The sequence below is a fragment of the Bacillus sp. EU52 genome, assembly GCF_037964975.1.
In the GTDB taxonomy this organism is placed as follows: Bacteria; Bacillota; Bacilli; order Bacillales; family Bacillaceae; genus Bacillus; species Bacillus subtilis.
Genome location: NZ_CP150177.1, coordinates 1,847,237 through 1,870,787, shown reverse-complemented (window position 1 = coordinate 1,870,787; position 23,551 = coordinate 1,847,237). Strand labels below are relative to the sequence as shown.

The 23,551-nt window shown below is 36.8% G+C and carries 23 protein-coding genes and 4 pseudogenes; 11 read left to right on the top strand and 16 right to left on the bottom strand.

Annotated features, from left to right (window positions below; genetic code table 11):
* Positions 1-107: 107 nt before the first annotated feature.
* Both NSU05_RS09425 and NSU05_RS09420 read right to left on the bottom strand, forming a co-directional pair.
* The gene (locus NSU05_RS09425; protein WP_003231626.1) at positions 108-296 is read right to left on the bottom strand and encodes a hypothetical protein; all 189 of its coding nucleotides are present in this window, start codon (positions 294-296) and stop codon (positions 108-110) included.
* Positions 297-333: 37 nt separating this feature from the next.
* Positions 334-519 carry a hypothetical protein gene (locus tag NSU05_RS09420; RefSeq protein ID WP_082200949.1) on the bottom strand — a complete coding sequence of 62 codons (186 nt, stop codon included), beginning with the start codon at positions 517-519 and terminating at the stop codon, positions 334-336.
* Positions 520-603: 84 nt separating this feature from the next.
* Here NSU05_RS09420 and NSU05_RS09415 point away from each other — a divergent pair, with 84 nt between their 5' ends.
* Positions 604-1,038, top strand: a complete 435-nt coding sequence (locus tag NSU05_RS09415; RefSeq protein WP_038429030.1) for an SRPBCC domain-containing protein — start codon at positions 604-606, stop codon at positions 1,036-1,038.
* 64 nt (positions 1,039-1,102) lie between these two features.
* Here the strand turns inward: NSU05_RS09415 and NSU05_RS09410 are convergent, their stop codons facing one another.
* Together NSU05_RS09410 and NSU05_RS09405 are read right to left on the bottom strand one after the other, a co-directional pair.
* A complete protein-coding gene (locus NSU05_RS09410) occupies positions 1,103-1,501 on the bottom strand; it encodes a hypothetical protein (protein ID WP_009967329.1) in 399 nt (132 codons plus the stop codon).
* A 16-nt stretch (positions 1,502-1,517) separates the two neighbouring features.
* A pseudogene (locus NSU05_RS09405) lies at positions 1,518-1,683 on the bottom strand (hypothetical protein).
* A gap of 71 nt (positions 1,684-1,754) precedes the next feature.
* On the opposite strand from NSU05_RS09405, the gene tatAC reads away from it, so the two are divergent.
* The 5 genes and pseudogenes from tatAC to NSU05_RS09380 form a co-directional block, all read left to right on the top strand.
* Entirely contained in the window at positions 1,755-1,943 is a 189-nt protein-coding gene (gene tatAC, locus NSU05_RS09400) for a twin-arginine translocase TatAC (RefSeq protein ID WP_003231634.1), read from the top strand.
* A 174-nt stretch (positions 1,944-2,117) separates the two neighbouring features.
* A complete protein-coding gene (locus NSU05_RS09395) occupies positions 2,118-2,342 on the top strand; it encodes a hypothetical protein (RefSeq protein ID WP_038429029.1) in 225 nt (74 codons plus the stop codon).
* 245 nt (positions 2,343-2,587) lie between these two features.
* Positions 2,588-2,944 (top strand): YoqO family protein, encoded by a 357-nt coding sequence (locus NSU05_RS09390; RefSeq protein WP_038429028.1) that lies wholly within the window; start codon positions 2,588-2,590, stop codon positions 2,942-2,944.
* A 159-nt stretch (positions 2,945-3,103) separates the two neighbouring features.
* Positions 3,104-3,826 carry a YrpD family protein gene (locus NSU05_RS09385; RefSeq protein WP_128474266.1) on the top strand — a complete coding sequence of 241 codons (723 nt, stop codon included), beginning with the start codon at positions 3,104-3,106 and terminating at the stop codon, positions 3,824-3,826.
* 463 nt (positions 3,827-4,289) lie between these two features.
* Positions 4,290-4,481 (top strand): annotated as a pseudogene (locus NSU05_RS09380) (hypothetical protein); the annotation flags it as partial.
* A gap of 29 nt (positions 4,482-4,510) precedes the next feature.
* Here the strand turns inward: NSU05_RS09380 and NSU05_RS09375 are convergent.
* From NSU05_RS09375 to NSU05_RS09365, 3 genes are all read right to left on the bottom strand, one after another.
* Positions 4,511-5,095, bottom strand: a complete 585-nt coding sequence (locus NSU05_RS09375) for a hypothetical protein (RefSeq protein WP_038429025.1) — start codon at positions 5,093-5,095, stop codon at positions 4,511-4,513.
* A gap of 829 nt (positions 5,096-5,924) precedes the next feature.
* Positions 5,925-6,764, bottom strand: a complete 840-nt coding sequence (locus NSU05_RS09370) for a thymidylate synthase (protein WP_038429023.1) — start codon at positions 6,762-6,764, stop codon at positions 5,925-5,927.
* Between the two features lie 274 nt (positions 6,765-7,038).
* Positions 7,039-7,203 carry a hypothetical protein gene (locus NSU05_RS09365; RefSeq protein WP_003231643.1) on the bottom strand — a complete coding sequence of 55 codons (165 nt, stop codon included), beginning with the start codon at positions 7,201-7,203 and terminating at the stop codon, positions 7,039-7,041.
* A gap of 401 nt (positions 7,204-7,604) precedes the next feature.
* Here NSU05_RS09365 and cotU point away from each other — a divergent pair, with 401 nt between their 5' ends.
* Positions 7,605-7,868, top strand: coding sequence for a spore coat protein CotU (gene cotU / locus NSU05_RS09360; protein ID WP_038429022.1), 264 nt, complete (start codon positions 7,605-7,607; stop codon positions 7,866-7,868).
* A 641-nt stretch (positions 7,869-8,509) separates the two neighbouring features.
* Here cotU and dutA read toward each other — a convergent pair.
* Both dutA and NSU05_RS09350 read right to left on the bottom strand, forming a co-directional pair.
* Entirely contained in the window at positions 8,510-8,944 is a 435-nt protein-coding gene (dutA, locus tag NSU05_RS09355; RefSeq protein WP_003245820.1) for a dUTP diphosphatase DutA, read from the bottom strand.
* A gap of 29 nt (positions 8,945-8,973) precedes the next feature.
* On the bottom strand, positions 8,974-9,435 hold the full coding sequence (locus tag NSU05_RS09350; RefSeq protein WP_038429021.1) for a DUF2691 family protein: 462 nt from the start codon (positions 9,433-9,435) through the stop codon (positions 8,974-8,976).
* A 461-nt stretch (positions 9,436-9,896) separates the two neighbouring features.
* Between NSU05_RS09350 and alr the strand changes: the two genes are divergently transcribed.
* Positions 9,897-11,081 (top strand): alanine racemase, encoded by a 1,185-nt coding sequence (gene alr / locus NSU05_RS09345; protein ID WP_021479223.1) that lies wholly within the window; start codon positions 9,897-9,899, stop codon positions 11,079-11,081.
* A gap of 101 nt (positions 11,082-11,182) precedes the next feature.
* On the opposite strand, the gene NSU05_RS09340 is transcribed toward alr, so the two are convergent.
* A complete protein-coding gene (locus tag NSU05_RS09340) occupies positions 11,183-12,598 on the bottom strand; it encodes a sugar porter family MFS transporter (protein ID WP_038429020.1) in 1,416 nt (471 codons plus the stop codon).
* A gap of 413 nt (positions 12,599-13,011) precedes the next feature.
* Here NSU05_RS09340 and yncB point away from each other — a divergent pair, with 413 nt between their 5' ends.
* The gene (yncB, locus tag NSU05_RS09335; RefSeq protein ID WP_015252020.1) at positions 13,012-13,647 is read left to right on the top strand and encodes an endonuclease YncB; all 636 of its coding nucleotides are present in this window, start codon (positions 13,012-13,014) and stop codon (positions 13,645-13,647) included.
* Positions 13,648-13,860: 213 nt separating this feature from the next.
* Here yncB and NSU05_RS09330 read toward each other — a convergent pair.
* The 3 genes and pseudogenes from NSU05_RS09330 to xylA all read right to left on the bottom strand — a co-directional run.
* A pseudogene (locus tag NSU05_RS09330) lies at positions 13,861-14,026 on the bottom strand (glycoside hydrolase family 11 protein); the annotation flags it as partial.
* A gap of 101 nt (positions 14,027-14,127) precedes the next feature.
* Positions 14,128-15,627 (bottom strand): xylulokinase, encoded by a 1,500-nt coding sequence (gene xylB, locus NSU05_RS09325; RefSeq protein WP_038429019.1) that lies wholly within the window; start codon positions 15,625-15,627, stop codon positions 14,128-14,130.
* A gap of 150 nt (positions 15,628-15,777) precedes the next feature.
* Entirely contained in the window at positions 15,778-17,115 is a 1,338-nt protein-coding gene (gene xylA, locus NSU05_RS09320) for a xylose isomerase (protein ID WP_038429018.1), read from the bottom strand.
* Between the two features lie 248 nt (positions 17,116-17,363).
* Between xylA and NSU05_RS09315 the strand changes: the two genes are divergently transcribed.
* Positions 17,364-18,518, top strand: a complete 1,155-nt coding sequence (locus NSU05_RS09315; RefSeq protein ID WP_038429017.1) for a xylose repressor — start codon at positions 17,364-17,366, stop codon at positions 18,516-18,518.
* 136 nt (positions 18,519-18,654) lie between these two features.
* Here the strand turns inward: NSU05_RS09315 and xynB are convergent, their stop codons facing one another.
* Together xynB and NSU05_RS09305 are read right to left on the bottom strand one after the other, a co-directional pair.
* Positions 18,655-20,256, bottom strand: coding sequence for a xylan 1,4-beta-xylosidase (gene xynB, locus NSU05_RS09310; RefSeq protein WP_106074189.1), 1,602 nt, complete (start codon positions 20,254-20,256; stop codon positions 18,655-18,657).
* A 30-nt stretch (positions 20,257-20,286) separates the two neighbouring features.
* A complete protein-coding gene (locus NSU05_RS09305) occupies positions 20,287-21,678 on the bottom strand; it encodes an MFS transporter (protein ID WP_038429015.1) in 1,392 nt (463 codons plus the stop codon).
* A gap of 501 nt (positions 21,679-22,179) precedes the next feature.
* Between NSU05_RS09305 and NSU05_RS09300 the strand changes: the two are divergent.
* Positions 22,180-22,550: pseudogene (locus tag NSU05_RS09300) on the top strand (thermonuclease family protein); the annotation flags it as partial.
* 130 nt (positions 22,551-22,680) lie between these two features.
* Here NSU05_RS09300 and NSU05_RS09295 read toward each other — a convergent pair.
* Positions 22,681-23,211, bottom strand: a complete 531-nt coding sequence (locus NSU05_RS09295; protein WP_029726898.1) for an N-acetyltransferase — start codon at positions 23,209-23,211, stop codon at positions 22,681-22,683.
* Positions 23,212-23,551 lie beyond the last annotated feature (340 nt).

Sequence of the window (23,551 nt, the reverse complement as noted above, 5' to 3'; positions counted from 1 at the left end):
CTCAATAAAAAAAGCATGATGAACAGTTCATCATGCTTTTAAAGAAATCAACCTGACCATTTTGCATTATTAAACACAAAATGAGCCTTTTAGCAGTCTGGGATAAACTAAAATTCCAGCTTGAAGCTTTCTGCCTGATCTGAAACTTCCACAGGAATCCCCATTATCGTTTTCGGTTTGGAAACGTAAACAAAGCGCATTTCTTCCTCTAATTGCTGAAACGCTTTTTCACTAACTAAAATTCTGGCCGGCTTCCCTGGACTGTTATCAATGGCTGCTTTGATTTTTCCAAGCATAAAAAACCTCCTGTTTTAGAAAATGGCTCATTTACTATTAAATCAAAAATCGCAAAATAAATTGGCTGAACAGGAATCCCAGTTTAAACATAACAGTTGCGGCTGAGCAAACAAGCATGAACGAAATGACAACATACACATCTCTCTTTCTCGTGCATGCAGAATTCTCCCATTCACAGATCAGATTGGCAACTGACACGCTGTTCAACAGCAGCTCTAGCATAAATAATGCACGCTATGGACATGATCTTATTAGTTATTATATGATTGAATTGAAAAAAACATCATATGTCAAGAGGTAAACGAAATGGCTCAAAACAACGAAAATGCATTACCGGATATTACAAAAAGCATTACCCTGGAGGCTCCCATTCAGAAAGTCTGGGAGACAGTCTCTACTTCAGAAGGCATTGCCAAGTGGTTTATGCCCAATGACTTTCAGCTCAAAGAAGGACAAGAATTTCACTTACAATCGCCGTTTGGGCCGTCCCCGTGTAAAGTTTTGGCTGTTCAAGCTCCAACTGAACTTTCTTTTGAATGGGATACAGAAGGATGGGTCGTTACCTTTCAATTAGAAGACTTGGGGAAAAAGACAGGGTTTACCCTTATTCACAGCGGCTGGAAAGAGCCGAATGAAGTGATCGGCAAAGCAAACGAGAAAAGCTCCGTCGTTCGCGGTAAGATGGATGGCGGCTGGACTGGCATTGTAAATGAACGGCTTCGTAAGGCTGTCGAAGAATAAAAAAGAGAGAGGTATCTCTCTTTTTTGTTCTTTCCCAAGGGTTATACTTCACAATTTGAGTCCATCAATCATAAAACGTAACAGTTTTAGATTTACCAGAGTAATCGGTAACAAAGAACTCGGCCTTGTTATTGCTCCCATCTACAAATTTTCCAATACTGCCAAAGGTATGGCATTCTCCGGGTGAAAAATAGTTTGCCCCTACATAATCATCAGGATTGTCACCGGGATCATCCTCATATAAGTGCAGTGAAACAGAAAAAGGAGTGCTTCCTGAAAGGCACACTCTAAAATCTCCTCCGGTCGAGTATACCGTCGGACTTGAGTAAGTATATGTGTAAGTCCCCAACTTATCCCACTCTCCAGCCCCCGCAGTTCCGGCTTTTTCTGCTTGTGCCGTTAATGGAAAAACCGCAGCCAACCCTAAAACAGACAAAAATCCAACTACCTTAGTGAATCTCATCAGCTACACCACTCCTCTATTTCAATGATAGCCGCAGATACGTTTGTATCATTTCCGGCAGAGCTACATAATTGATCCAGCCTGCCTCCCTGCTTCTTAGGCAGGTGGCATTGGACATTATATTCAGCAGCAGCCGTTTTATGAATCCGTCTTTGTCTGGTTTTAAAATGTTCAAAATAAATGCATTCCCATTTGTACTGCTATCTCTTATAATTTGTTTAAAAGGTTGTACTTCAATCAGGGGGAAAAGGATATGGAATTAAGCTTCACAAAAATACTCGTTATTTTGTTTGTGGGTTTTTTAGTATTTGGGCCTGATAAACTGCCGGCGCTTGGCCGTGCAGCAGGAAAAGCCTTATCAGAATTTAAACAAGCAACAAGCGGACTGACTCAGGATATCAGAAAAAATGACTCAGAAAACAAAGAAGATAAACAAATGTAGGATAAATCGTTTGAGCCGATGAAAAATCGGCTCTTTATTTTGATTTGTTTCTGTGTCATCTGTCTTTTTTTATCATTTGGACAGCCCTTTTTTCCTTCTATGATTTTAACTGTCCAAGCCGCAAAATCTACTCGCCGTATAATAAAGCGTAGTAAAAATAAAGGAGGAGTATATATGGGTTATTACAAAAAATACAAAGAAGAGTATTATACGGTCAAAAAAACGTATTATAAGAAGTATTACGAATATGATAAAAAAGACTATGACCATTATGATAAAAAATATTATGACTGTGATTACGACAAAAAATATGATGACTATGATAAAAAATATTATGATCACGATAAAAAAGACTATGATTATGTTGTAGAGTATAAAAAGCATAAAAAACACTACTAAACGCCATTAACATCTCCTCGTTTTTACTTTCCCCCGGCTATTGCCGGGTCTTTTTTGTTTATGCACTATATGTATATTTTTGAAGCTTCCCTTTCTATGAAAACCTTGGTAACTGAGTCTAAAAAAGAATAATGAATATTTAGTACATAGTTTAGTTAGTTCATAAGTGAGCGCATTCAGTTTATTGCAGTTACAAAGAAACTTTTATAAACTCTTTGAGGATCATACATAAAAGGAGAGGTTTTTTGTATAGAAACATCGTATTTTATCTCATTTTACTTTGTCTATTTATATCAATTGTCATGAAAAGCTTTGAGGTGATAAGAACAATAGCCAATGTTATCTGCTTTGTTTTCGTATTGCTGTATTTTAAAGATGAAATGAAAACATACTCACGTAAAGCGTTAGCAATCCTAAGTATTTGTTTTCTTTTCTTAGTCGGTATCTGTGCTTTTGTCATTTTACAAGGACAGACATTGATGAAACGTCACCTCTTTTTTACAGGCTGGGAAACGATAGCGGGCATTCTTTTAATAATCGTTTCTTTAAGCATTTGTACTTTTATTTTGAGGAAAATTTCAAATCGGTTAAAACAAATGTGATCTCATTCTTTCCTCTGATAAAGGTATATAGCTTTCAGATTGGCGAAGCGTTTCGACCTTACATCATTCAAAATGAAATATTTTGTCGATTTATATACGTAAATCCAGTTCCAAAATAAGGTATAATAAATGGCGAAACCACTATCAAAAGGGGGAATTTTGGTGAAAAAAGTATTGATTGCAGGTGCAGTAGGAACAGCAGTTCTTTTCGGAACCCTTTCATCAGGTATACCAGGTTTACCCGCGGCAGACGCTCAAGTCGCAAAAGCAGCATCCCAGCTGCCTAACGGAATCGGCGGCCGTGTCTACCTGAACAGTACGGGCGCCATTTTTACAGCTAAAATCACGCTTCCTGAAACTGTCAAAAACAACGACTCGGTCTCTACTCCCTATATTTATTCTGGCTTTAGGGCAACAAGCGGAACTGAAGCCGATATCGGGCTTCAGTACAGCAAACAATACAACGTCTGGAAGCCCCTCATGAAGGTTGGGTCCAAAAATGAAGAAACGTACATCGAAGGAAAAGACAAATTCACATACAATAAAGGCTTCCGCCCTGGAAGCACAGTCCAAATGACAATCTATAAAAATTTAAGCGGCAATACGCGCATGACCCTTTGGGGAACGAACAATGACGGCTACACCGGACGGATTATCACAGAAATTCAAGGAACCAACATCGGCACGATTTCAAAATGGAAAACCCTTGCTACCGCGGCTGTTTCGTATGAAAGCCAGCGTGATGCGATCAAAGCAACCTTTTCGACATCTTTTAACAACATCACAATCGACAATAAAGCCGTCACTCCTGTGGTAGATACACAGGATTTCGCAAAGGTTTCAGTTGCAGGAAATAACGTTACGATCTCTGTTAATAAATAAACGAAGCAGCAAAAAGCCGCCAGCATTGTCTGGCGGTTTTATAATTAATTTTCCATCTCCATAAAAAACCGTGTCGGAATCCACTCCCTATATAGATTTACGAATAGTAGTACTTCCTTTTTATATGAAACTTTATTTGAACAGCGTTAGAATTAAGACATTTTTGTTTCGATGATAAAAACATCATAAGCAAAAGTTGAAATTTTGAAATAACTTTGGTATGATTAATTCAATTACTATAGAACTACATAAATTAAAAGCCCCTTATTTATGGGGCTTTCAATTATTTTTTAATTACAAAAATAACTAACTTGAAGCTTAAGTTGACAATTACACCAACAGAGGTTCAATGTTGGTCATTGCTTGATGATTGTAAAGTGAATTATCGAAATCTTCAGCTCCTTTGGTTATTTATCATATTTTAATATAGGGTGGAATTTGTATGAAATACGGAAAAATAGGTCTTTTTGGAATTATTTTAGTTATTATTGCTCTTCTGGTATCAATGTATTTTATGTTTAATACAAAAGCTTTGATACCTGCTGGATATGATTTGGCTATTCATGGAATTGTTATATCGAGAACATTAATGATTGCTTTCACTTTGTATCTCGTTTCAAAATTAGGATATTTTCTTCTTAATAAAAAAGATTAGCTTTTATAGCTAATCTTTTTTATATAAAATTAATAGTTTTTCAGTGCATATTCTCCATACATAGGTTTTTTAACTACGTATTTTTTCTTTGATACACATTTACCAGTAACTATATCCTTACGACAATTGTACCCTTCTTCTACATTATACCTAACTCTATATGCCATATAGACTCTTTTATTCGCTCCAACATTTAGAGTGTATCCTTTAGAACTAGCTACAGAGCCTGCAGTGGATATTCCTAAACCACTTATAGATCCGCTGACAGTTGTTGTAAAAGTAACTGTTTTGTTTGCAGTAATAGATCCTCCTTTACTCCCCGTTGCTATATTATCAGAAACTCTTTTAAAGCTAGACCAGCTTTTATATGTTTTTACATTCATCTTAACATTACGAAAATCATTCACAAATTGCGCAGTAAACTCCCCTCCTCCTAAGTTGCTTTTTACCCCAGTTGTCTCGTTTGCAAATACAGTATGCACTTGTGACTCAACGCCTTTAATTGAGACAGGTTTTTCTTCCCCTTTTTCAGCAGCTAATACATTGCCATTAGGAAGAGATAGGGTAAATAGAGCTATAGAACTAATGGCTAACTTACAAAAAACTTTTTTCATCGACAACAGTCCTTTCTATGTATTCATTTAGTACCATATAAGTATACAATTTCTAGAAATATATTTAAATGGTTATTTTAAAATATTATGAATTTTTCTAATAGAAATTCATTGGTATAGTATTATTTAATATAGTGCTTGTTCATCCCTACCAAATTTTAAGGCAATCCATCGCAGAAACACAATCATGGATAATTTCAATCTTTTCATTTTTAAGTTGAATTTTAGCCAGGGACCAAAAAGTTTCATAATAAAAACAAATAACCTAGAACTGCACAAAGTAATTGTATTCATTGCACGATGCTGGTCTTTTAAGGTGAAATATGTATATGTTAGTATTAGGTTTACAATTAAGCTATTCAAGTGTTTAAAAAACCTAGAAAGGTTGATGAAAATGAACCTTTATTTAATTATAGCTCTTGTTATTTCAGTTTTTTTTAATGTGATCTTATGTATCCAGTTAATAAAATACAAAACCAATCGATCCACTAATATAAATTGGAAAGAAAGGATGGGACTCAACAATCCTTTTACAGCTATAGTATGGGCTTTTCTTTTCATTACAATTTTCTTGAGCCTTATGATATTAATAGGAGGAATTAACACCTTATAAAACCAATGGCCTTTTCATATCGTTCGTTTAATTTTTCAGACCACGCAATCGTTGTTCACTTGTACTAAGAGAACCCAACGCTTCTAACAATCCTTTTGTTTCGCGTTGGGCTCCAATTTTGTTTACTATTTGTTTATAGAAATATGAAGAAGAAATTTCTTCATTTTTAGCCTAATGCCAGCTTATATTCTGAAAAATAACAATAAAAAGGCAGCATTAAACCGCTACCTCAAATAAAAGCTTGTCCCCATGTTTATAGTTGATTAACTTGAAATCATCGATGGTAAAGTCATAAAAATCTTTCACTTCAGGATTGATCCATAGTTCAGGTGCTTCAAACTGTTCTCTTTCCATTTGGATTTTCAAATTGTCTATATGACGTGTGTACACATGGCAATCCCCAATGTTAAAGATATATTCACCAAGCTCATAACCAGTCACTTGAGCAATCATGCGCTGCAACACATTATACTGGAATACATTGAATGGATTTCCCAATGCCATATCATTGCTCCGTGCTCTTACCTCAAGGTGGAGTTTCCCATGTTTAACGTACCATTGTGTCTCGTATACACATGGCGTTAAGGCCATTGCGTCTAATTCATCAGGATTCCACAGCATTGTAATGTGTCTGCGTGAAGATGGATTGTTCTTCAATTGATGAAGAAGATAGTCTACCTGATCCACTTTTTCTCCATTTAGACTTCTGTTTTTCTTCCCCAACTGAAATCCATATGCATGTCCGATGGTGCCGTCTTCTTGTTTCCATTGATCCCAAATATGTACGCTCATCTTGTTTAAATCATTAACATCATTAGATTTCAGCTGCCAAATCCAGAGCAACTCTTTAATGGCTGTTTTCCAGGCAAGCTTTTTTGTCGTTAAAATCGGAACCTCTGAGTTGTCGAATCTCATTTGCTTACTGATTACACTTAGAGTATGTGCCGGTGTTCCATCTGAGTCCCACTTGGTTCTTACATCAAACTCTTCGTCTGAGATTCCATTATTGATAATATCCTTTATAATTGAATTGTATTGTTTATCGAATTGCGTCATGACTATTCATATCCTTCTTTCATTTTCAGTTGCTAAGCATAATTTATTACGAATGCAATATTATCGCAAATACTAAGCACTTGCAGATAAAGTGAGGATCTTATTCCACTCACTGTGTGTTTAAAGAGGAGTTAATCCCCCCTCTTTTACACCTGTATTTCTCCATAACATAGTCTGTCACATAGCTCATAGTTACCGCCAGTTTGGTACATACACCGTTGATAACATTGTTGAGGATTATACGAAATGGTTTGATATTGCGGTACATAAAAATTCAAATAGTCAGGTGTTTGTGTATACCAAATTGGAAATTGTCTAAACACATTAAATCCTCCAATAGCTTTTTCTGATTTAATGCATTGTATTTTACCTCAATATCAATTGTCATTTGTCCATGTGCAATTGGGCTTTCTTTAAAATAAATTCTCTCTAATTTCATTCATTTGATCATTAACAACTTTTTTATGATATTTGGCAGCGTTTCATTCCTTATATGATCTGTTTCTGACCGATTTTGCTGCTTTTTGACGTCTAACTTTAAATCCTTCAGAAGCAGTGTGAAAAATCACATTATAGAGCTCTTGAATCTTAACCATAACGTTCAAATATTCTTCAATGAGAAAGTCCCTTTTTACGTTTACTAATCTTCTCTATACACTTTACTATTATTTTACAGTGATTGAGTGCTCTCTCTCGCTCTTATTTTCATAAACAGCTATCCGTTTTGTTTTTCAGAAAGTGTTTTAAACAGCCTCTTTTTACTATTCTTATTTCATTTGACCATACCATATCATTTAAACTTCATAAATTAAATTCGAATAACATAAAGGAGGAATTTAATTGGGTTATTATAAAAAATATAAAGAAGAGTATTACACTTGGAAAAAAACATATTACAAAAAGTATTACGACAATGATAAGAAGCATTATGATTGCGACAAGTATTATGATCATGATAAACAACATTATGATTACGACAAAAAGTATGATGACCATGATAAAAAGTATTACGATGATCACGATTATCATTACGAAAAAAAGTATTATGATGACGATGATCATTATTATTATGATTTTGTCGAATCATATAAAAAACATCACTAAATCTCTTAAACGTCTATTTATTCCCTGGCGACATACCGGGGGCTTTTTTATGATATTTATCGACGATACTCAGATTTTTTTGTGAAGTCTTATGTCTCATTTCATATTATATTTTGAACTTGTCTCATAGCTGCTGTAAATTCAATTATTAATGAACACATGTCATTTAACTTGGCTTATTATTAGTGGCATTACTAGTTTTTAGTTGCCTTCCCATACTTATAAAAATTTAGATAAAAGTATTTATTTATAGAGATGCTTGTTTCATCGACATCTCAATCCAAAATGTGGTAAAATCGATAAAAATGTAAAAACTGTAAATATAATAAAAGGAGCATCTTTATGTATATAAGTATTATAATTTTAGCATCCATGCTTTTATGGGGGGCAGTTATCCACGAGCTAAGTAAACCTTCAAAAAAGCAAAGCACCAGAAAAATTGTTTCTTTGACATCTTTAGGTTCTTTATCGACTTTAGTTATTACTATTTCACTTTTTCAAAACTTCCCTTTTTAAACTTTGTTTTTAATTAAATCCTTCGTATTAAAATATTCATTTTATACATAATATTTATATGTACCTTGGCTGAAACCTCCATTGATCAATCACACAGCATGAAGACAGCCAAGGATTTATTTTGTTTACTTCGTACCTGTTGAACCGAGTCCTCCTCTATCCTCGTTTCCCAAATGCTCGACTTCAACCAATTCAACCGCCGGCATTTTCTTCATGATTCTAAACTGGCAGATACGATCACCCTTCTTAATTTCAGTATCACGCAATGCATAAGCAGGAAAGAACCAGAAATCGTTGTCTCCCTTATATGACTCATCGATAACACCCATTGAATTTGTTTGAATAACGCCAAAGTTCTTATATGTACTTGAACGAGGGACGACATGTGCTTCGTAACCTTCAGGCAGCTCCATTGCAACACCTAATGGGACAAGCTTAAATTCATCTTTTTTGATTGTTACATCTTCAGCTGCCCGAAGATCAATCCAGTCTCCCTGCTCAATTTTGCTGATTCTTGTTTGTGTTTCATCTAGATACTTGATTTTAATTTGCATTGTCATGTACTAGCTCCTTTAATTTTTATTGAGTATCATACAGTAAGGCTTGTTCTTGTGTCATTTTCATCAGTTATAAATTGAACGTCTTCAAAATCATTCTGTAAAGCATTGAAGTAAAGTTTTTCAATGATATTTTTGTTTATACAGTAAATCGAAACGTAGCTATTATCTGCTATCAAAAGGACAAGTTCGCAATTACTGTCAGCAAACTCTTCATATGTATTGACTTGATTAACCATTTTTCCATATGGAAATGCTTTCAGTTCAACGAAAATGGTATAGTACTGATTCGTTTTTAATTGTTGCTCAAAAACTGCCCCTTCAACAATTGCGTAGTCATGAAAAAGCTCCTCATCATCGAGCTCTCCTTCTACAACAAAATAAGATTCCCCACTCGTTTGCCACCTATAATTAGCTATTTCTACCGGCTGCAGTATTCTCCATAGAAAATTTCCATATTCATTCGGTATTTGAAAACTAACTCCCCTATTCATGTATTCCCCTTACTTAAACGATTTTTGTGCATACGAGTTTAATTATATACTCTGATGTTAGGTTTATGGAACAAGGAATCGACTGCCTTTTCAACCGATTATCTTTTACAGAATTTCCTCAGCCCTTCTCATTTAAAAGGTTCTTCCAATGTTCATAACAACGGTAAGTATTTCCTGATTAGATTTCTCGTTATCATCCACCCTTAGAAAAAAATGTCCCAAAACAAATAATCATTTTTGTAATCCTCAGTTGCCGTACCCATTAACACCCCACTTACAAGCCTCATGTATCCCGTACTTGCTATTCGAACATTGATAAGCACCTTCTCGTATCACATGGATTTGCTGTTGAATGATTTCAAATAAAGTTGAATAAAATAAGATCGAATCATCCAACAATTAACATTTATTCTTGCGGCAATAGGTGGTATTTATAATCCATAAGAAGGAAGGAAGCGTTGATGATAAAGCTTTGCCGAGAAGTTTGGATCGAAGTCAATCTTGATGCCGTTAAAAAGAATTTGCGAGCGATCCGCCGTCATATTCCACATAAGAGCAAAATTATGGCTGTTGTAAAAGCGAACGGTTATGGCCACGGGTCTATAGAAGTGGCACGCCATGCACTGGAACACGGGGCGAGTGAGCTTGCTGTTGCCAGTGTGGAGGAAGGAATCGTTTTACGTAAAGCTGGGATTACAGCACCTATCCTTGTGCTTGGTTTTACATCCCTTAGTTGTGTAAAGAAGTCAGCAGCTTGGAATATAACATTATCAGCATTTCAGGTTGATTGGATGAAAGAAGCAAACGAGATATTGGAAAAAGAAGCGAGTGCTAACCGGCTGGCCATTCATATTAACGTGGATACCGGCATGGGACGATTAGGTGTACGCACAAAGGAAGAACTTTTAGAAGTAGTGAAAGCCTTAAAGGCAAGTAAATTCCTCAGATGGACAGGGATTTTCACACATTTTTCGACAGCTGATGAACCGGACACCACACTCACAAAGCTGCAGCATGAAAAATTCATCAGTTTTCTCAGCTTTTTAAAAAAACAGGGGATTGAGCTGCCCACCGTGCATATGTGCAACACGGCTGCAGCTATCGCATTTCCGGAATTTAGCGCTGATATGATCCGTTTAGGTATCGGCTTATATGGTTTATATCCTTCAGCCTATATTAAACAACTAAATCTCGTTAAGCTTGAACCTGCGTTAAGTTTAAAGGCGCGCATCGCTTATGTGAAAACCATGCGTACAGAACCCCGAACCGTTAGCTATGGTGCTACATACGTCGCAGAACCTAATGAAGTAATTGCTACACTCCCGATTGGCTATGCTGACGGCTATTCTCGGGCCCTTTCCAATCGCGGGTTTGTTCTTCATCGCGGAAAACGAGTGCCAGTGGCGGGAAGAGTAACAATGGATATGATCATGGTCAGTTTAGGAGAAAACGGTGAAGGTAAACAAGGAGAAGAAGTCGTGATTTACGGTAAGCAAAAAGGAGCCGAGATTTCCGTTGATGAAGTGGCTGAAATGCTCAATACGATTAACTATGAAGTCGTGTCTACATTAAGCCGCCGCATCCCTCGTTTTTATATAAGAGATGGCGAGATTTTTAAAGTATCAACTCCAGTATTATACGTGTAGAACATCTTAAAATGCTGAATCAAAATCCCTCTACCAGAGGGATTTTGTTTTTTCTGAAACTAAAAAAATCCTTCCTATAAGAAGAGAGATTTTCAACATATTTATAACTCAATAACTGATTGTTCAGGAGTATTATGATCGTGTCGAGAACGAAAATGCTCTTCTAATTCTTCAAGTGTACGCCCTTTTGTTTCCGGCATGAATTTGTACACAAAACCGATTGCCAATACACCTAAAGCCACAAATATAAAGAATGTAAAAGACAAACCTACAGAGCTAAGCAAGATCGGGAAAGCAAAACCGATCACAAAGTTTAATATCCAAAGGAAAAAAACACTTATCCCAGAACCAAGTCCTCTTAACCTTTGAGGGAATATTTCCGCTATGACAAGCCAAGTCACAGGTCCTACACACCCTTGCATAAAGGCAAGAAATAAAACGGTCAAAGAAAGCACTACATAAGGAAGTGCCATAGATCCATCAAGCACAATTGAGAAAATCGCAATCAATAGGAGAGCTGTAGTCGTCCCCGCCAAACCAATCAATAATATTGGACGCCGTCTCACTTTTCCGACCAGCCAAATCCCAAATATAACTGCAATAACTGATATCAGCCCATTTCCAATATTAGCGATTAAAGCCGCTTTTGTACCAAAACCAGATTCTTTAAGGATTTGTGTGCCATAATACATAATCGAATTCACACCTGTAATTTGATTCACGATGGCAACACCAATTCCAATCCATAAAAGACGGCGCAGCCATGGTGTAGAAAAGTCCTTGAGTGATGCCTTTTCTAGTGCTGTATCTTTTTCTACCGCTTCTTGAATTTTTCTACATTCAGCTTCTGCACGTTTATCTTCTCGAATTTGTTTAAGAACTCGCAGCGCCTCACTGTTTTTGCCTTTGGTGATTAGCCATCGGGGGCTTTCTGGGACCTTAAGCATACTGGCAAATAACATGATAGCCGGAACAGCACAAATGACTAGCATGTATCTCCAAACATGTCCCGTATTTGCCATTGTTACACCGAGGATCGCATTAAAAACATATGCTAAAAATTGCCCGCCAACAATCATTAGTTCATTTTGGGTTACCATACGCCCTCTCTTTTCATGCGGTGCCATTTCTGCTAAAAAGGCCGGCACCATCGCCGAGGCTCCTCCAACAGCCAGCCCCAGTAAAAAACGAAAGGCCGCCATGATGAAAACATTAGGTGCTAACGCTGTTCCCAGTGATGCCAGGAAAAATAAAAAGGAAAGATTAAGGATCATTTTACGTCGGCCATATCGATCAGCCAATCTTCCGCATAACAACGCTCCAAATGCGGCACCTAATAAAAGAATACTCGTAACAAGCCCTTCTGTAACCGGTGTTAAATCAAGCTGATCTGGCCTTGCCATAAAAGGTAAAGCTCCATTTATAACTCCGGTGTCATATCCAAAGAGAAGCCCTCCAAAAGTTGCTGAAATCATTATTAATTTCAACCTTCGATTTCGATGTTCATTCATATCCATTTCCCCTGCCTTTATTAAGAATACTTAATAAGCTCTTTCAGTGTGGATATTGAGTCAAAACTAAAGTCATCTCTATCTTAGATTTTCGCCTCTGGATTTGTAACCGTTTACATTTTTAGCCAATAGAATAAACCTAAGCTATCAGTTGTTATGTTGTAGTAATGTTTTTGTTACATTATTGTCATTTCTCATATTATCATAATTCCAAAAGCATTTTCAGTCAATATTATTTTCAGGATTATTTATTTCCGCTATGTGATGGTGATGTTTTGATCATCTCGTTGTAAAGTTAACTATTGGCAATTTGGAGTGTTATAAGTTCCCTTGAAGTTTTCCATTCACAAAAAATGTCCATATCGTTATAATGATGATGTTTAAACGCAAAAAGAGAAAATGATAAAGAGGGAATCAATATGAAGAAGATTTTGATCAGTATGATCGCAATCGTTTTAAGTATTACTTTGGCAGCTTGCGGATCAAATCACGCAGCCAAAAACCATTCAGATTCTAATGGGACGGAGCAAGTCTCTCAAGATACTCAATCTAATAAATATAATCAGACAGAACAAAAGGCCGGCACGCCTCATTCAAAAAATCAGAAGAAATTGGTCGATGTTACATTAGATAGAGCAATAGATGGAGATACGATTAAGGTTATTTACAACGGAAAGGAAGACACAGTGCGCTACTTGCTCGTTGATACACCTGAGACGAAGAAACCAAATTCTTGTGTTCAACCATACGGTGAGGATGCGTCGAAACGAAATAAAGAATTGGTCAACAGCGGTAAGCTACAGCTGGAATTTGATAAAGGCGATCGCAGAGATAAGTATGGAAGACTGTTAGCATACGTTTATGTTGACGGCAAATCTGTTCAAGAGACATTATTGAAAGAGGGATTGGCCAGAGTAGCATATGTATATGAGCCTAACACAAAATACATAGACCAATTCAGACTAGATGAGCAAGAAGCAAAATCAGATAAACTGTCAATTTGGAGTAAGAGCGGTTATGTGACGAACAGAGGATTTAATGGCTGTGTGAAATAGAAAAACACTGTTTGTTAAAAAAAGCAGCAAACCTAGCAGAATGCAGTTTCCAAAGAATGAGAAAGAGATGATGGAGAGTCTAGTTCCATTCTGCTTATCAAGCTAAAATCATGCAACTAGCCTGTAAAATTTCCGCTGTATAGTAACAATAAAAAACACCCCTTCACGTCAATGTGAGGGGGTTATTTGTGTGTAAACATCCTTCCTATTTCATCATAAATCAAGAGATCCCTCTACCGTCGTTAGCGCGGTTTCATACATCTTACCCATTGGCATTCCTAAGCTTTCTCACTTCTTGAAGTGTTCGCTGACAGAATACGGTTCCGCTCGTTCGTTTTGTCTGCTGGACACTCCAATACTGTTTAAAGGTTGCGATACCTTATTCTCACCATCTTTTCAAAAGAAGGCAGCCATGTCATCAAAGGCCTTTGATGATTAATCGTTAATTGTTCTTTCGTTGATCTCCGGACAATAACATCATTAGTTTTTTCGAAAGCTCTTCAAAGCTTGATTGAGATCCTTTGTGTGAGTATAAATGTTCTTATACAAATCAAATAGTGTTTTATATTTTTGAACATTTTGTGCCTTTGGATAAAATGCAGCAGCCTCACGAATGAACTGCTCTGCACATTCTTCAAGGGATTCAAACCATCCGCTTCCAAAGGCAGCCAGCATTGCAGCCCCCATAGCTGGCCCTTGTTCATTTTCTAACTTAATTACCCTCGTATTGAAAATATCAGCTTGCATTTGCAGCCACGTATCATTTTTAGCTCCCCCACCAATAGAAACAACAGTATGAACTGATTTTCCCGCTTTGCGGAATAGCTCAATTGATTCATGTAAAGAGAATGTGATACCTTCCATTATTGCCCTCAAAAAATGCTTTCTATTATGGGCTCCATCCATTCCGATCAAGCTTCCCCGAATAGAAGAATCAGCATGCGGCGTTCTTTCACCAACCAAATAAGGAGTGTATAGCAGTCCATTGGCTCCTATCGGAATAGCTTCCACCCCCTGCAATAATTGCTCAAACGATTCGTTTGGTGCAAACGTTCTTTTAAACCAGTCCAAGCTGTATCCTGCAGCGAGCGTGACGCCCATCGTATAAAAAGAATCCTTTTTTCCATGATTAAAAAAGTGGACTTTCCCTTTAAAGTCTCTTTCTTTTTCTTCTTCGTAGGAAAGTATGACCCCTGACGTCCCAATACTGCATAATGTTTTTCCGGAAGAAAGGATACCTGCTCCAATAGCGCCGCAAGCATTATCTGCTCCCCCAGCGTACACTTTTGTTTTTTCTAATAGCCCGGTCTTGGCGGCAACGTGCGGAAGCAGCGACCCTACACAATCATGAGATTCAACAAGCGGAGGACAAATATCTGCAGAAATACCAATTTGATTGCAAATATCATTGCTCCACTTCTTGCGAGTAATATGTAAAAGTAAAGTTCCTGCTGCATCGGAGTATTCGGTGTGAATGGCACCGGTCATACGGAATCGCACGTAGTCTTTCGGAAGCAAAAACACAGCAGTTTTTTTAAAAAGTTCAGGTTCATGTTCCTTTACCCATAACATTTTAGGTAATGTAAACCCTTCTAAAACACGGTTTTTTGTGATGTCAAGAAGATGATCGCCAAATTTCTCGGTCATCCTTATACATTGAGGCGTTGTTCTGGTATCATTCCAAAGAATTGCATTACGTAACACCTGACGATCTTGGTCAAGCAGTACTAATCCATGCATTTGTCCCGAATAGCTTATCCCGTCAATATCCTTGGCTTGAACATTGGATATAGAAACCAATTCAGCCAATGCTTCAATTGTTTGCTGTACCCAGTCTTCAGGATTTTGCTCACTATATCCCGCCCTCTCTTGGATGAGCGGGTACCTTTTGGACGTTTCTGCACAAACCTTGCCGTTTTGATTAACTAAAATGGTTTTAACAGCACTCGTTCCAAGATCTATTCCAATGACATACTTCATTTTTTCACTCCTTGCCCTTTTAAAAAACCATTCACTCTAAATAAATCCTAATTATAGAAGTTACCCGTCATAACAACAAGCAATAGGAAAGGAATCATGACGGGTAATTCAGTGACTTGGTATTGATAGCAGGATCTGGAGCTTATCCTGTTATACTTCTAAAATGTATTGGTTCAATATCGCTTTTAATTTCTCCTGTCTTCCAGATTCGTTTTTAATTGATTTATGATTTAGCGCATATTGCTCAAGTGTGTGGAAATTAGCTCTTCCTTCTATAATTTCAAGACCAATCCCTTCAGTAAAGCTGCGGTAACGATGTTGAATCACATCTTCAAACACACGATCTTCGATTAATTTGTGGGCAACTTTCAATCCTCTTGCAAATGCATCCATCCCTGCAATATGGGCATATATTAGATCATCAGGCTCAAAAGAAGATCTTCTGACCTTCGCGTCAAAGTTTAATCCGCCGCTTCCTAAGCCGCCATTTTGCAGGATTTCGTACATTGCTAATGTCGTAGAATATAAATCCGTCGGAAATTCATCCGTATCCCAGCCTAAAAGAGGATGACCCTGGTTTGCGTCAACAGAGCCAAGCAGACCATGTACTCTTGTCATGCGCAATTCATGTTCGAATGTATGCCCGGCTAATGTGGCATGATTGGCTTCAAGATTTAATTTAAAATGATTGTCTAAGCCATATTGCTTCAAAAAGGCAATGGTTGTTGCTGCATCTGTATCGTATTGATGGGTGGTCGGCTCTTTTGGTTTTGGCTCAATCAAAAACTGCCCTGTGTACCCGATTTCCTTCGCATAATCCACTGCCATATGCATAAATCTAGCCAAATTATCAAGCTCAAATTTTAAATCGGTATTTAACAATGTTTCATATCCTTCACGGCCGCCCCAAAATACATAGTTCTCAGCGCCAAGCTCTTTTGCTGTTTCTAACCCTTTTTTCACTTGTGCTGCAGCATACGCAAACACATCTGCATTGCAAGAAGTCGCGGCACCATGGACGAAACGGGGATTCGTAAACATGTTTGCGGTATTCCATAATAGCTTAACGCCGCTATTTCTCATGTAATCTTTAATCATGCCCACGATCATATCTAAATTTTGGTTTGTCTCTTTTAGCGTACTGCCTTCTGGTGCAATATCCCGGTCATGAAAAGCAAAGAATGGTGCATCTAGTTTTTCAAACATCTCAAATGCTGCTTCTACTCTCATCTTCGCTAGATCCATGCCTTTATAGTGATCCCATGGTCTTTGCATCGTAGCTGCTCCAAAAACGTCTGTACCATCAGCAGTAAATGTATGCCAATAGGCAATAGAAAATCGCAAATGCTCTTTCATCGTTTTTCCGCCGATTACTTCTTGAGGATTATAATATTTAAATGCTAAAGGATTAGTCGAATCTTTCCCTTCGTAAACCACTTTGTTTGCGCTTCCAAAATAGTTGGTTGAACTGGAATGAGATTGAGCCATGTAATTTCCCCCTTAAAAATAAATTCAAAACATGATCATTCAAATACAAATGCATTTTATTTAATCTTGTAAGTTACCTATTAGTTTGTTGTTTAAACAAACTAACTTATTTTCATCTTATATAACCTCATCAGTATTTTCAATATTTTTTTTAGTTTTTTATGAACACATTAGATATAATAAAGGAAAGATTCGCTATGTACTATGTTTATACTTAATTTAAAGATTAAACAAATGGAGTGGATGAAGTGGATATCGCTGATCAAACCTTTGTCAAAAAAGTAAATCAAAAGTTATTATTAAAAGAAATCCTTAAAAATTCACCTATTTCAAGAGCAAAATTATCTGAAATGACTGGATTAAATAAATCAACTGTTTCATCACAGGTAAACACGTTAATGAAAGAAAATCTGGTATTTGAAATAGGTCAAGGACAATCAAGTGGCGGAAGAAGACCTGTCATGCTTGTTTTTAATAAAAAGGCAGGATACTCCGTAGGAATAGATGTTGGTGTGGATTATATCAATGGCATTTTAACAGACCTTGAAGGAACGATCGTTCTTGATCAATACTGCCATTTGGAATCCAATTCTCCAGAAATAACGAAAGACATTTTGATTGATATGATTCATCACTTTATTACTGATATGCCCCAATCTCCGTACGGGCTTATTGGTATAGGTATTTGCGTGCCTGGACTCATTGATAAAGATCAAAAAATTGTTTTCACTCCGAACTCCAACTGGAGAGATATTGACTTAAAATCTTCGATACAAGAGAAGTACAATGTGCCTGTTTTTATTGAAAATGAGGCAAATGCTGGCGCATATGGAGAGAAAGTATTTGGAGCTGCAAAAAATCACGATAACATTATTTACGTAAGTATCAGCACAGGGATAGGGATCGGTGTTATTATCAACAATCATTTATATAGAGGAGTAAGCGGCTTCTCTGGAGAAATGGGACATATGACAATAGACTTTAATGGTCCTAAATGCAGTTGCGGAAACCGAGGCTGCTGGGAATTGTATGCTTCAGAGAAGGCTTTATTAAAATCTCTTCAGACTAAAGCGAAAAAACTGTCCTATCAAGATATCATAGACCTCGCCCATCTGAATGATATCGGAACCTTAAACGCATTACAGAATTTTGGATTCTATTTAGGAATAGGCCTTACCAATATTTTGAATACTTTCAACCCACAGGCCGTAATTTTAAGAAATAGCATAATTGAATCGCATCCTATGGTTTTAAATTCAATGAGAAGTGAAGTATCGTCAAGGGTTTATTCCCAATTAGGCAATAGCTATGAATTATTGCCATCTTCCTTAGGACAGAATGCGTCGGCATTAGGAATGTCCTCCATTGTGATTGATCATTTTCTGGACATGGTTACAATGTAATTTTTATGGAATGTACAGCTCATCTTTAAAGATGAGCTTTTTTATTCTAGGGGTATTTCTGAAGCAATATTGACATAGGCACCTTCTCATATGAAAAAAGAGTTCTAAAATAGAAATCTCCTTTTTCATGTGCAAATTATTTTTCTTTATAACGAAAATATCTAAAGTCGGCCGGAATATGATTACCACTGGTATCTTGGCATTGCATCCCTACAAAGGCCCCTGTGAAGAATCCTCCCCCACGGATGTAATCATCTGATAATTTTTTCGATTCCAGTGCAATGTCAATTTTGTGCCAATCTTCTTTGTTAAAAGAATAAAAATAATAATATTTGTCTTTTTCAATATTTACTCTTAAATATACATACTTTACTTCACGAGGAATAACAATTTTATTATTTAATGGCTGTGAAAAAGAAAAGTTGTCACATATTGTTAATTCAAGAATGCGGCCAAGTTCTTCATCATGCGTGACTTGAAGAGCCGTCCAGTTCTCTGTATTGTAGTAATTCACCAATCCAGCGGCTTGTTGAAAATTTTCCGGATAAAACTCAACAGCAGTTTCGGCTTCAAAATGGAGACTTTGCCAGCGTCTGGCTACAAATGCCTGAGTAAATGTCGAGGTCAATGATTCATGACCGAATAATCGTAAATGATTTGGCGCTTGAGTCAATGAACCTAATTCATTCGTAAATGGAATCCTTAAAGTTTGAAAATTTATATTTAATGTTGAATCCTCAAATTCATCAACTTCCGGGTACGTTGCTTCAAATATTGTTTCAGGTATAGAAGGTGCATCTACCTCCAAGCTTCCTTCTTTTCCACCTACTACATAGGGCCATTCATCTTTCCAGTAAAGTTTTTGAATAGCTGTTTCTCTGCCCAAAGGACAGTATCCTCTCTGCTGAAAAATTGAATCATCGTCAGGATGAATAGGACGTCCCGTTAAATGAGCTAAATACCACTCATCTGTATGTGTTTGAACAATGGATGCATGACCACATTTTTGCAATGGATTTCCTGGGTCATGCCATGACGTTAAGATTGGATTATCGGGATGAACTTCATATGGCCCCTCAATATTTGCAGAACGGGCAATTGTAGCAGCATGTTCGTACCGTGTTCCTCCTTCTGCAGTTAATAAATAATAATAGTTCCCGATATGATAAAGGTGCGGAGCTTCTGTCAGTTTTCTATCCGTTCCTTCAAATATAACTTTTGGTTTACCGATTAATTTTTGCTCTTTATCAGAATATTCCTGTATAACAATTCCTCCAAATGAGTGCCGATCAATACGGTGATCCCATAACATATTTAATAAATACTTTTTTCCATCCTTATCATGGAACAAAGAAGCATCAAATCCCGAGCTATTTAATGTAATCGGCTCACTCCAATCACCATTAATCGTTTCACAAGTAACTAAATAATTGTGACAATCTTTCCATGCACCATCTACTACCTTAACATCCGTATAGATAAGCCAAAACTTCCCATCACTATAGCTTAAACATGGTGCCCAAACCCCACCTGAATTTGGATTTCCTTTCATGTCTAATTGTGAAACTCTCTGTAATGGATGTGCAACTAAGTGCCAATTTACTAAATCTTTTGAGTGGTGTATCTGGACTCCCGGAAACCACTCAAATGTAGATACAGCGATATAATAATCCTCTCCTACCCTACAAATACTTGGATCGGGATTGAATCCTTTAAGTACTGGATTGGTAATCTTCATTTGGGACTCCTCCTCAGTTTATTTTCTTTTTTAAGCTTTGAAATCATCAATATGATCCAAATAAACTTTGTCTCTATTCTCTAATTCTCGAACCATGTTTTTATATTTTTTCTCATCTAAGTTATAGAAATTAATATCAATTAAAGCTAGAACCAGCAAGAACACGGGAATAATGGTTGTTGTAATTAGAATCCCCATTAATGCCGTTGGGGTTTGTGCCTGATTTGCTACATATCCAAACTTATCAAGAACCAGACCCGGAACAACTCCTCCTAAGGCCATACCAAACTTAAAGAAAAATCCGATTATAGCGTAAATGAGCCCACCCATTCTTTTCCCAGTCCTGTACTCTCCATATTCTATTGTTTCAGGAATAAGCGCCCACATATATCCCCCGGCAGTGAGACTTCCAGCAGCAGCGATTAATCGACAGAAAAGTATGAGGTAAACATTACTTGGCGGAACAAACAGTAAAGCTAAAAGGCCGATAATATTCAGTAATAATGCATAGTTTAGTAATTTCTTTTTCCCCAAAAATTGATGAAGCCTTGGAATAAACGGTAAAATGACCAAAGCGGGCAAACTTCCTATCAAACCGTACCACTTCACCAAATCCTCTCTTTCTACGTTATACGTTACGTAATAAATGCCAACCGAATTACTGATGGAATTCACTCCAAAAATAATAATAAAGAAAATACTTAATACAACAAGTGGACGATTAACACGAAACTGCTCAAATATATCCGTAAATTTAATTTTTTCTTCGGATTTTTGAAGAGTGACCCGCTCTTTTGTGCTTTTAAAACAAAAGATTAAAAGGCACCCGCCTATCATGCCCAAAATACCCATGGTTAGTTGCCAGCCAAGAGACTCGTTGCCGGAAGTATCGCTTAAATAAGCAGCCAGTAAGGGAACAAAAAATGCAACGACAAGTCCCCCAAGATTCGCAAATAACATGCGAACAGAAGTTATACTAACCACTTCTTGATTATTTCTAGTCATTGCAGAAGTTAACGCGCCATATGGAACGTTTATCGTTGTGTATGTAAGCGACAAGCCAACATAGGTTATATAGGCATATATTAATTTCCCCATATCCGTAAAGTCTGGTGTTGTAAAACAGAGTATTGCCAGTATGACAAATGGAAAAGCTCCGAATAAAAGATACGGTCTAAAGCGTCCAAATCTGCTGTTCGTTCTGTCAACTATTGTTCCGATAAAAGGATCAGCGAGAGCGTCGATTATTCTAACCACTAAAAACATAGTACCGGCTGCTGCTGCCGATAAACCAAAAACATCTGTATAGAAGAACAAAAGATACGTAGACACTGTTGCATAAATTAAATTACAAGCAAAATCTCCAGACGCATATCCAACTTTTTCAACCATGCTAATCTTCTTTACATTTTCACTGAGCATGATTTCTCCCCTTTTCGATCCTTTAATATGGAACAGTGTGAAATGATATAATGATTTCTCGATTTATGGGCAGCAAACGTTTGTAAAGCGCTTTCAAAAGAGCGTAAAAAAATTATAGTGATCTACTTTCCCAAAGCATTTTCATCATCTAAATGGTGATCAGTAAACAGGAAATTCATCTTTTTTCTATACCCGCAAAGGATAAAAACCTCATTCTTTATATTGTTTAGTAGCTCCATTAAATCGATCCTCTTATCCCCCTTCCATCCATATATAGCAAGAACCATATCTTATGGACAATTAAAGTTCAGCTGATTAGTTTGTTGATCAAACAAACTAACTTGAGTTAATATTATAAAATACTGTCGGCTTTTTCAACATTTTTTTCAGAAAATTCAACCTGATCTGAGATAAATATTGGTTTTATCTTCTTTTTGTATATTCAGTTTTTAACTATTTAAGTAATGTCGCGTATCAATTAATGACGCTGGGTCCTTTTTTGATACAGTTCGCTACTTACTGTAAACACTCCAAAAGCTAAAAAACAGATCTCCTATGTAACCATGTGACGAAAATGCATCTAATCGAAATAAAGAATGGGTTAAAAGCGGTAAGCTTCAATTAGAGTTTGATACAGGTGATTGCAGAGATCAGTATGGAAGGCGCTGTTAGCTTAGGTTTATGTTGATGGCAAGTCTGTTCATGAAACACTTTTGAAAGACGGATTGGCCAGAGTAGCTTATATGTCCGCAACTTTAAAAATTGAGTAATACTTCTACCGCGCGTTAACTGGAAAAACAGAACCGTTTGCAAATTGCTTTGAGTGAAACCCGAATGGAGTACCTAGTTCCCACCCTGCTTACCAACCTTAAATGGACAGAGATCATGACAACTTTGCCTGTGAAAGATAATTGAAAGCTTGCGGCTTTCTTTTATTCTTTAAACCAAAGAGACGCTCAGTAAGAATTTCGGGGATAGCCTCTTTAAACAACCATCTAGATTTTACACTGAAAAAGCTTTTGAATAATGAACGACACCTTTTACATTTTCGAGAGAATCCTTTGATAACTCTATAGCCATAAACACTTCGTAAGGCACCTCAAATGGGGCTTTGATATTCCATAAACTAGCTGGCTTAAAACCAAACTTTGGATAATAATCTTTATGCCCTAACACAATGGCTGAACGATAACCAAGCTCTTTTGCTTTTTTTAAAGCAACATGAATTAATTGACTCCCGATTCCTTTTCTCTGATACTCAGGTGCAACAGAAACCGGAGCAAGCGCTAAAGAATCGACTGCGTTATCACCATCCACGATTTTTATTCTAGATAAAAGAATATGCCCGACGATCTCTTTTCCGTTTAAAGCGACTAATGAAAGCTCAGGAATAAATGCATCTGATTTTCTAATCTTATTTACAAGGAAATGCTCCTTCTTGTCGCTATATTTTTCATTTAAAAAAGCTTTTTTAACAATGTCTTCAGTCGTATTATATTCATGCGTGAGTTCTTGTCTAATGAAAAATTCCATTTTTTAGTCTCCTGTTCTTTTTGTTAGTTTACTTTATTCTATAATAGGCACTTCCCTAACGAATAGTTATCCTACTTTAATTAACCTTCAGATTATTAACTTAAGCCCCTGTCAAATTATCCTGCTGTTTCATAGACATTACCATTCATTTTAATATATTAGTAACATACTCAGAAGCAAGCTTACTCATATAAACCCTTTCGATCAACCCATATGAGATAAGGGATCCCGCGCGCATCAAAATCCGGTTAAAATCATTTCATTTCACCTTATAAAGATTACAAAGAAACCTTTTTACAACGCTAATAAGTTCTAAACAAAATTCTTCAGTAATAATTGT

Excerpts from the sequence above, each read along its gene's own strand:
- NSU05_RS09425 (WP_003231626.1), bottom strand. The coding sequence starts at position 296 with ATGCTTGGAAAAATCAAAGCAGCCATTGATAACAGTCCAGGGAAGCCG.
- NSU05_RS09420 (WP_082200949.1), bottom strand. The coding sequence starts at position 519 with ATGCTAGAGCTGCTGTTGAACAGCGTGTCAGTTGCCAATCTGATCTGT.
- NSU05_RS09415 (WP_038429030.1), top strand. The coding sequence starts at position 604 with ATGGCTCAAAACAACGAAAATGCATTACCGGATATTACAAAAAGCATT.
- NSU05_RS09410 (WP_009967329.1), bottom strand. The coding sequence starts at position 1,501 with ATGAGATTCACTAAGGTAGTTGGATTTTTGTCTGTTTTAGGGTTGGCT.
- tatAC (WP_003231634.1), top strand. The coding sequence starts at position 1,755 with ATGGAATTAAGCTTCACAAAAATACTCGTTATTTTGTTTGTGGGTTTT.
- NSU05_RS09395 (WP_038429029.1), top strand. The coding sequence starts at position 2,118 with ATGGGTTATTACAAAAAATACAAAGAAGAGTATTATACGGTCAAAAAA.
- NSU05_RS09375 (WP_038429025.1), bottom strand. The coding sequence starts at position 5,095 with ATGAAAAAAGTTTTTTGTAAGTTAGCCATTAGTTCTATAGCTCTATTT.
- NSU05_RS09370 (WP_038429023.1), bottom strand. The coding sequence starts at position 6,764 with ATGACGCAATTCGATAAACAATACAATTCAATTATAAAGGATATTATC.
- NSU05_RS09365 (WP_003231643.1), bottom strand. The coding sequence starts at position 7,203 with ATGAAATTAGAGAGAATTTATTTTAAAGAAAGCCCAATTGCACATGGA.
- dutA (WP_003245820.1), bottom strand. The coding sequence starts at position 8,944 with ATGACAATGCAAATTAAAATCAAGTATCTAGATGAAACACAAACAAGA.
- NSU05_RS09350 (WP_038429021.1), bottom strand. The coding sequence starts at position 9,435 with ATGAATAGGGGAGTTAGTTTTCAAATACCGAATGAATATGGAAATTTT.
- alr (WP_021479223.1), top strand. The coding sequence starts at position 9,897 with ATGATAAAGCTTTGCCGAGAAGTTTGGATCGAAGTCAATCTTGATGCC.
- NSU05_RS09340 (WP_038429020.1), bottom strand. The coding sequence starts at position 12,598 with ATGGATATGAATGAACATCGAAATCGAAGGTTGAAATTAATAATGATT.
- yncB (WP_015252020.1), top strand. The coding sequence starts at position 13,012 with ATGAAGAAGATTTTGATCAGTATGATCGCAATCGTTTTAAGTATTACT.
- xylB (WP_038429019.1), bottom strand. The coding sequence starts at position 15,627 with ATGAAGTATGTCATTGGAATAGATCTTGGAACGAGTGCTGTTAAAACC.
- xylA (WP_038429018.1), bottom strand. The coding sequence starts at position 17,115 with ATGGCTCAATCTCATTCCAGTTCAACCAACTATTTTGGAAGCGCAAAC.
- xynB (WP_106074189.1), bottom strand. The coding sequence starts at position 20,256 with ATGAAGATTACCAATCCAGTACTTAAAGGATTCAATCCCGATCCAAGT.
- NSU05_RS09305 (WP_038429015.1), bottom strand. The coding sequence starts at position 21,678 with ATGCTCAGTGAAAATGTAAAGAAGATTAGCATGGTTGAAAAAGTTGGA.
- NSU05_RS09295 (WP_029726898.1), bottom strand. The coding sequence starts at position 23,211 with ATGGAATTTTTCATTAGACAAGAACTCACGCATGAATATAATACGACT.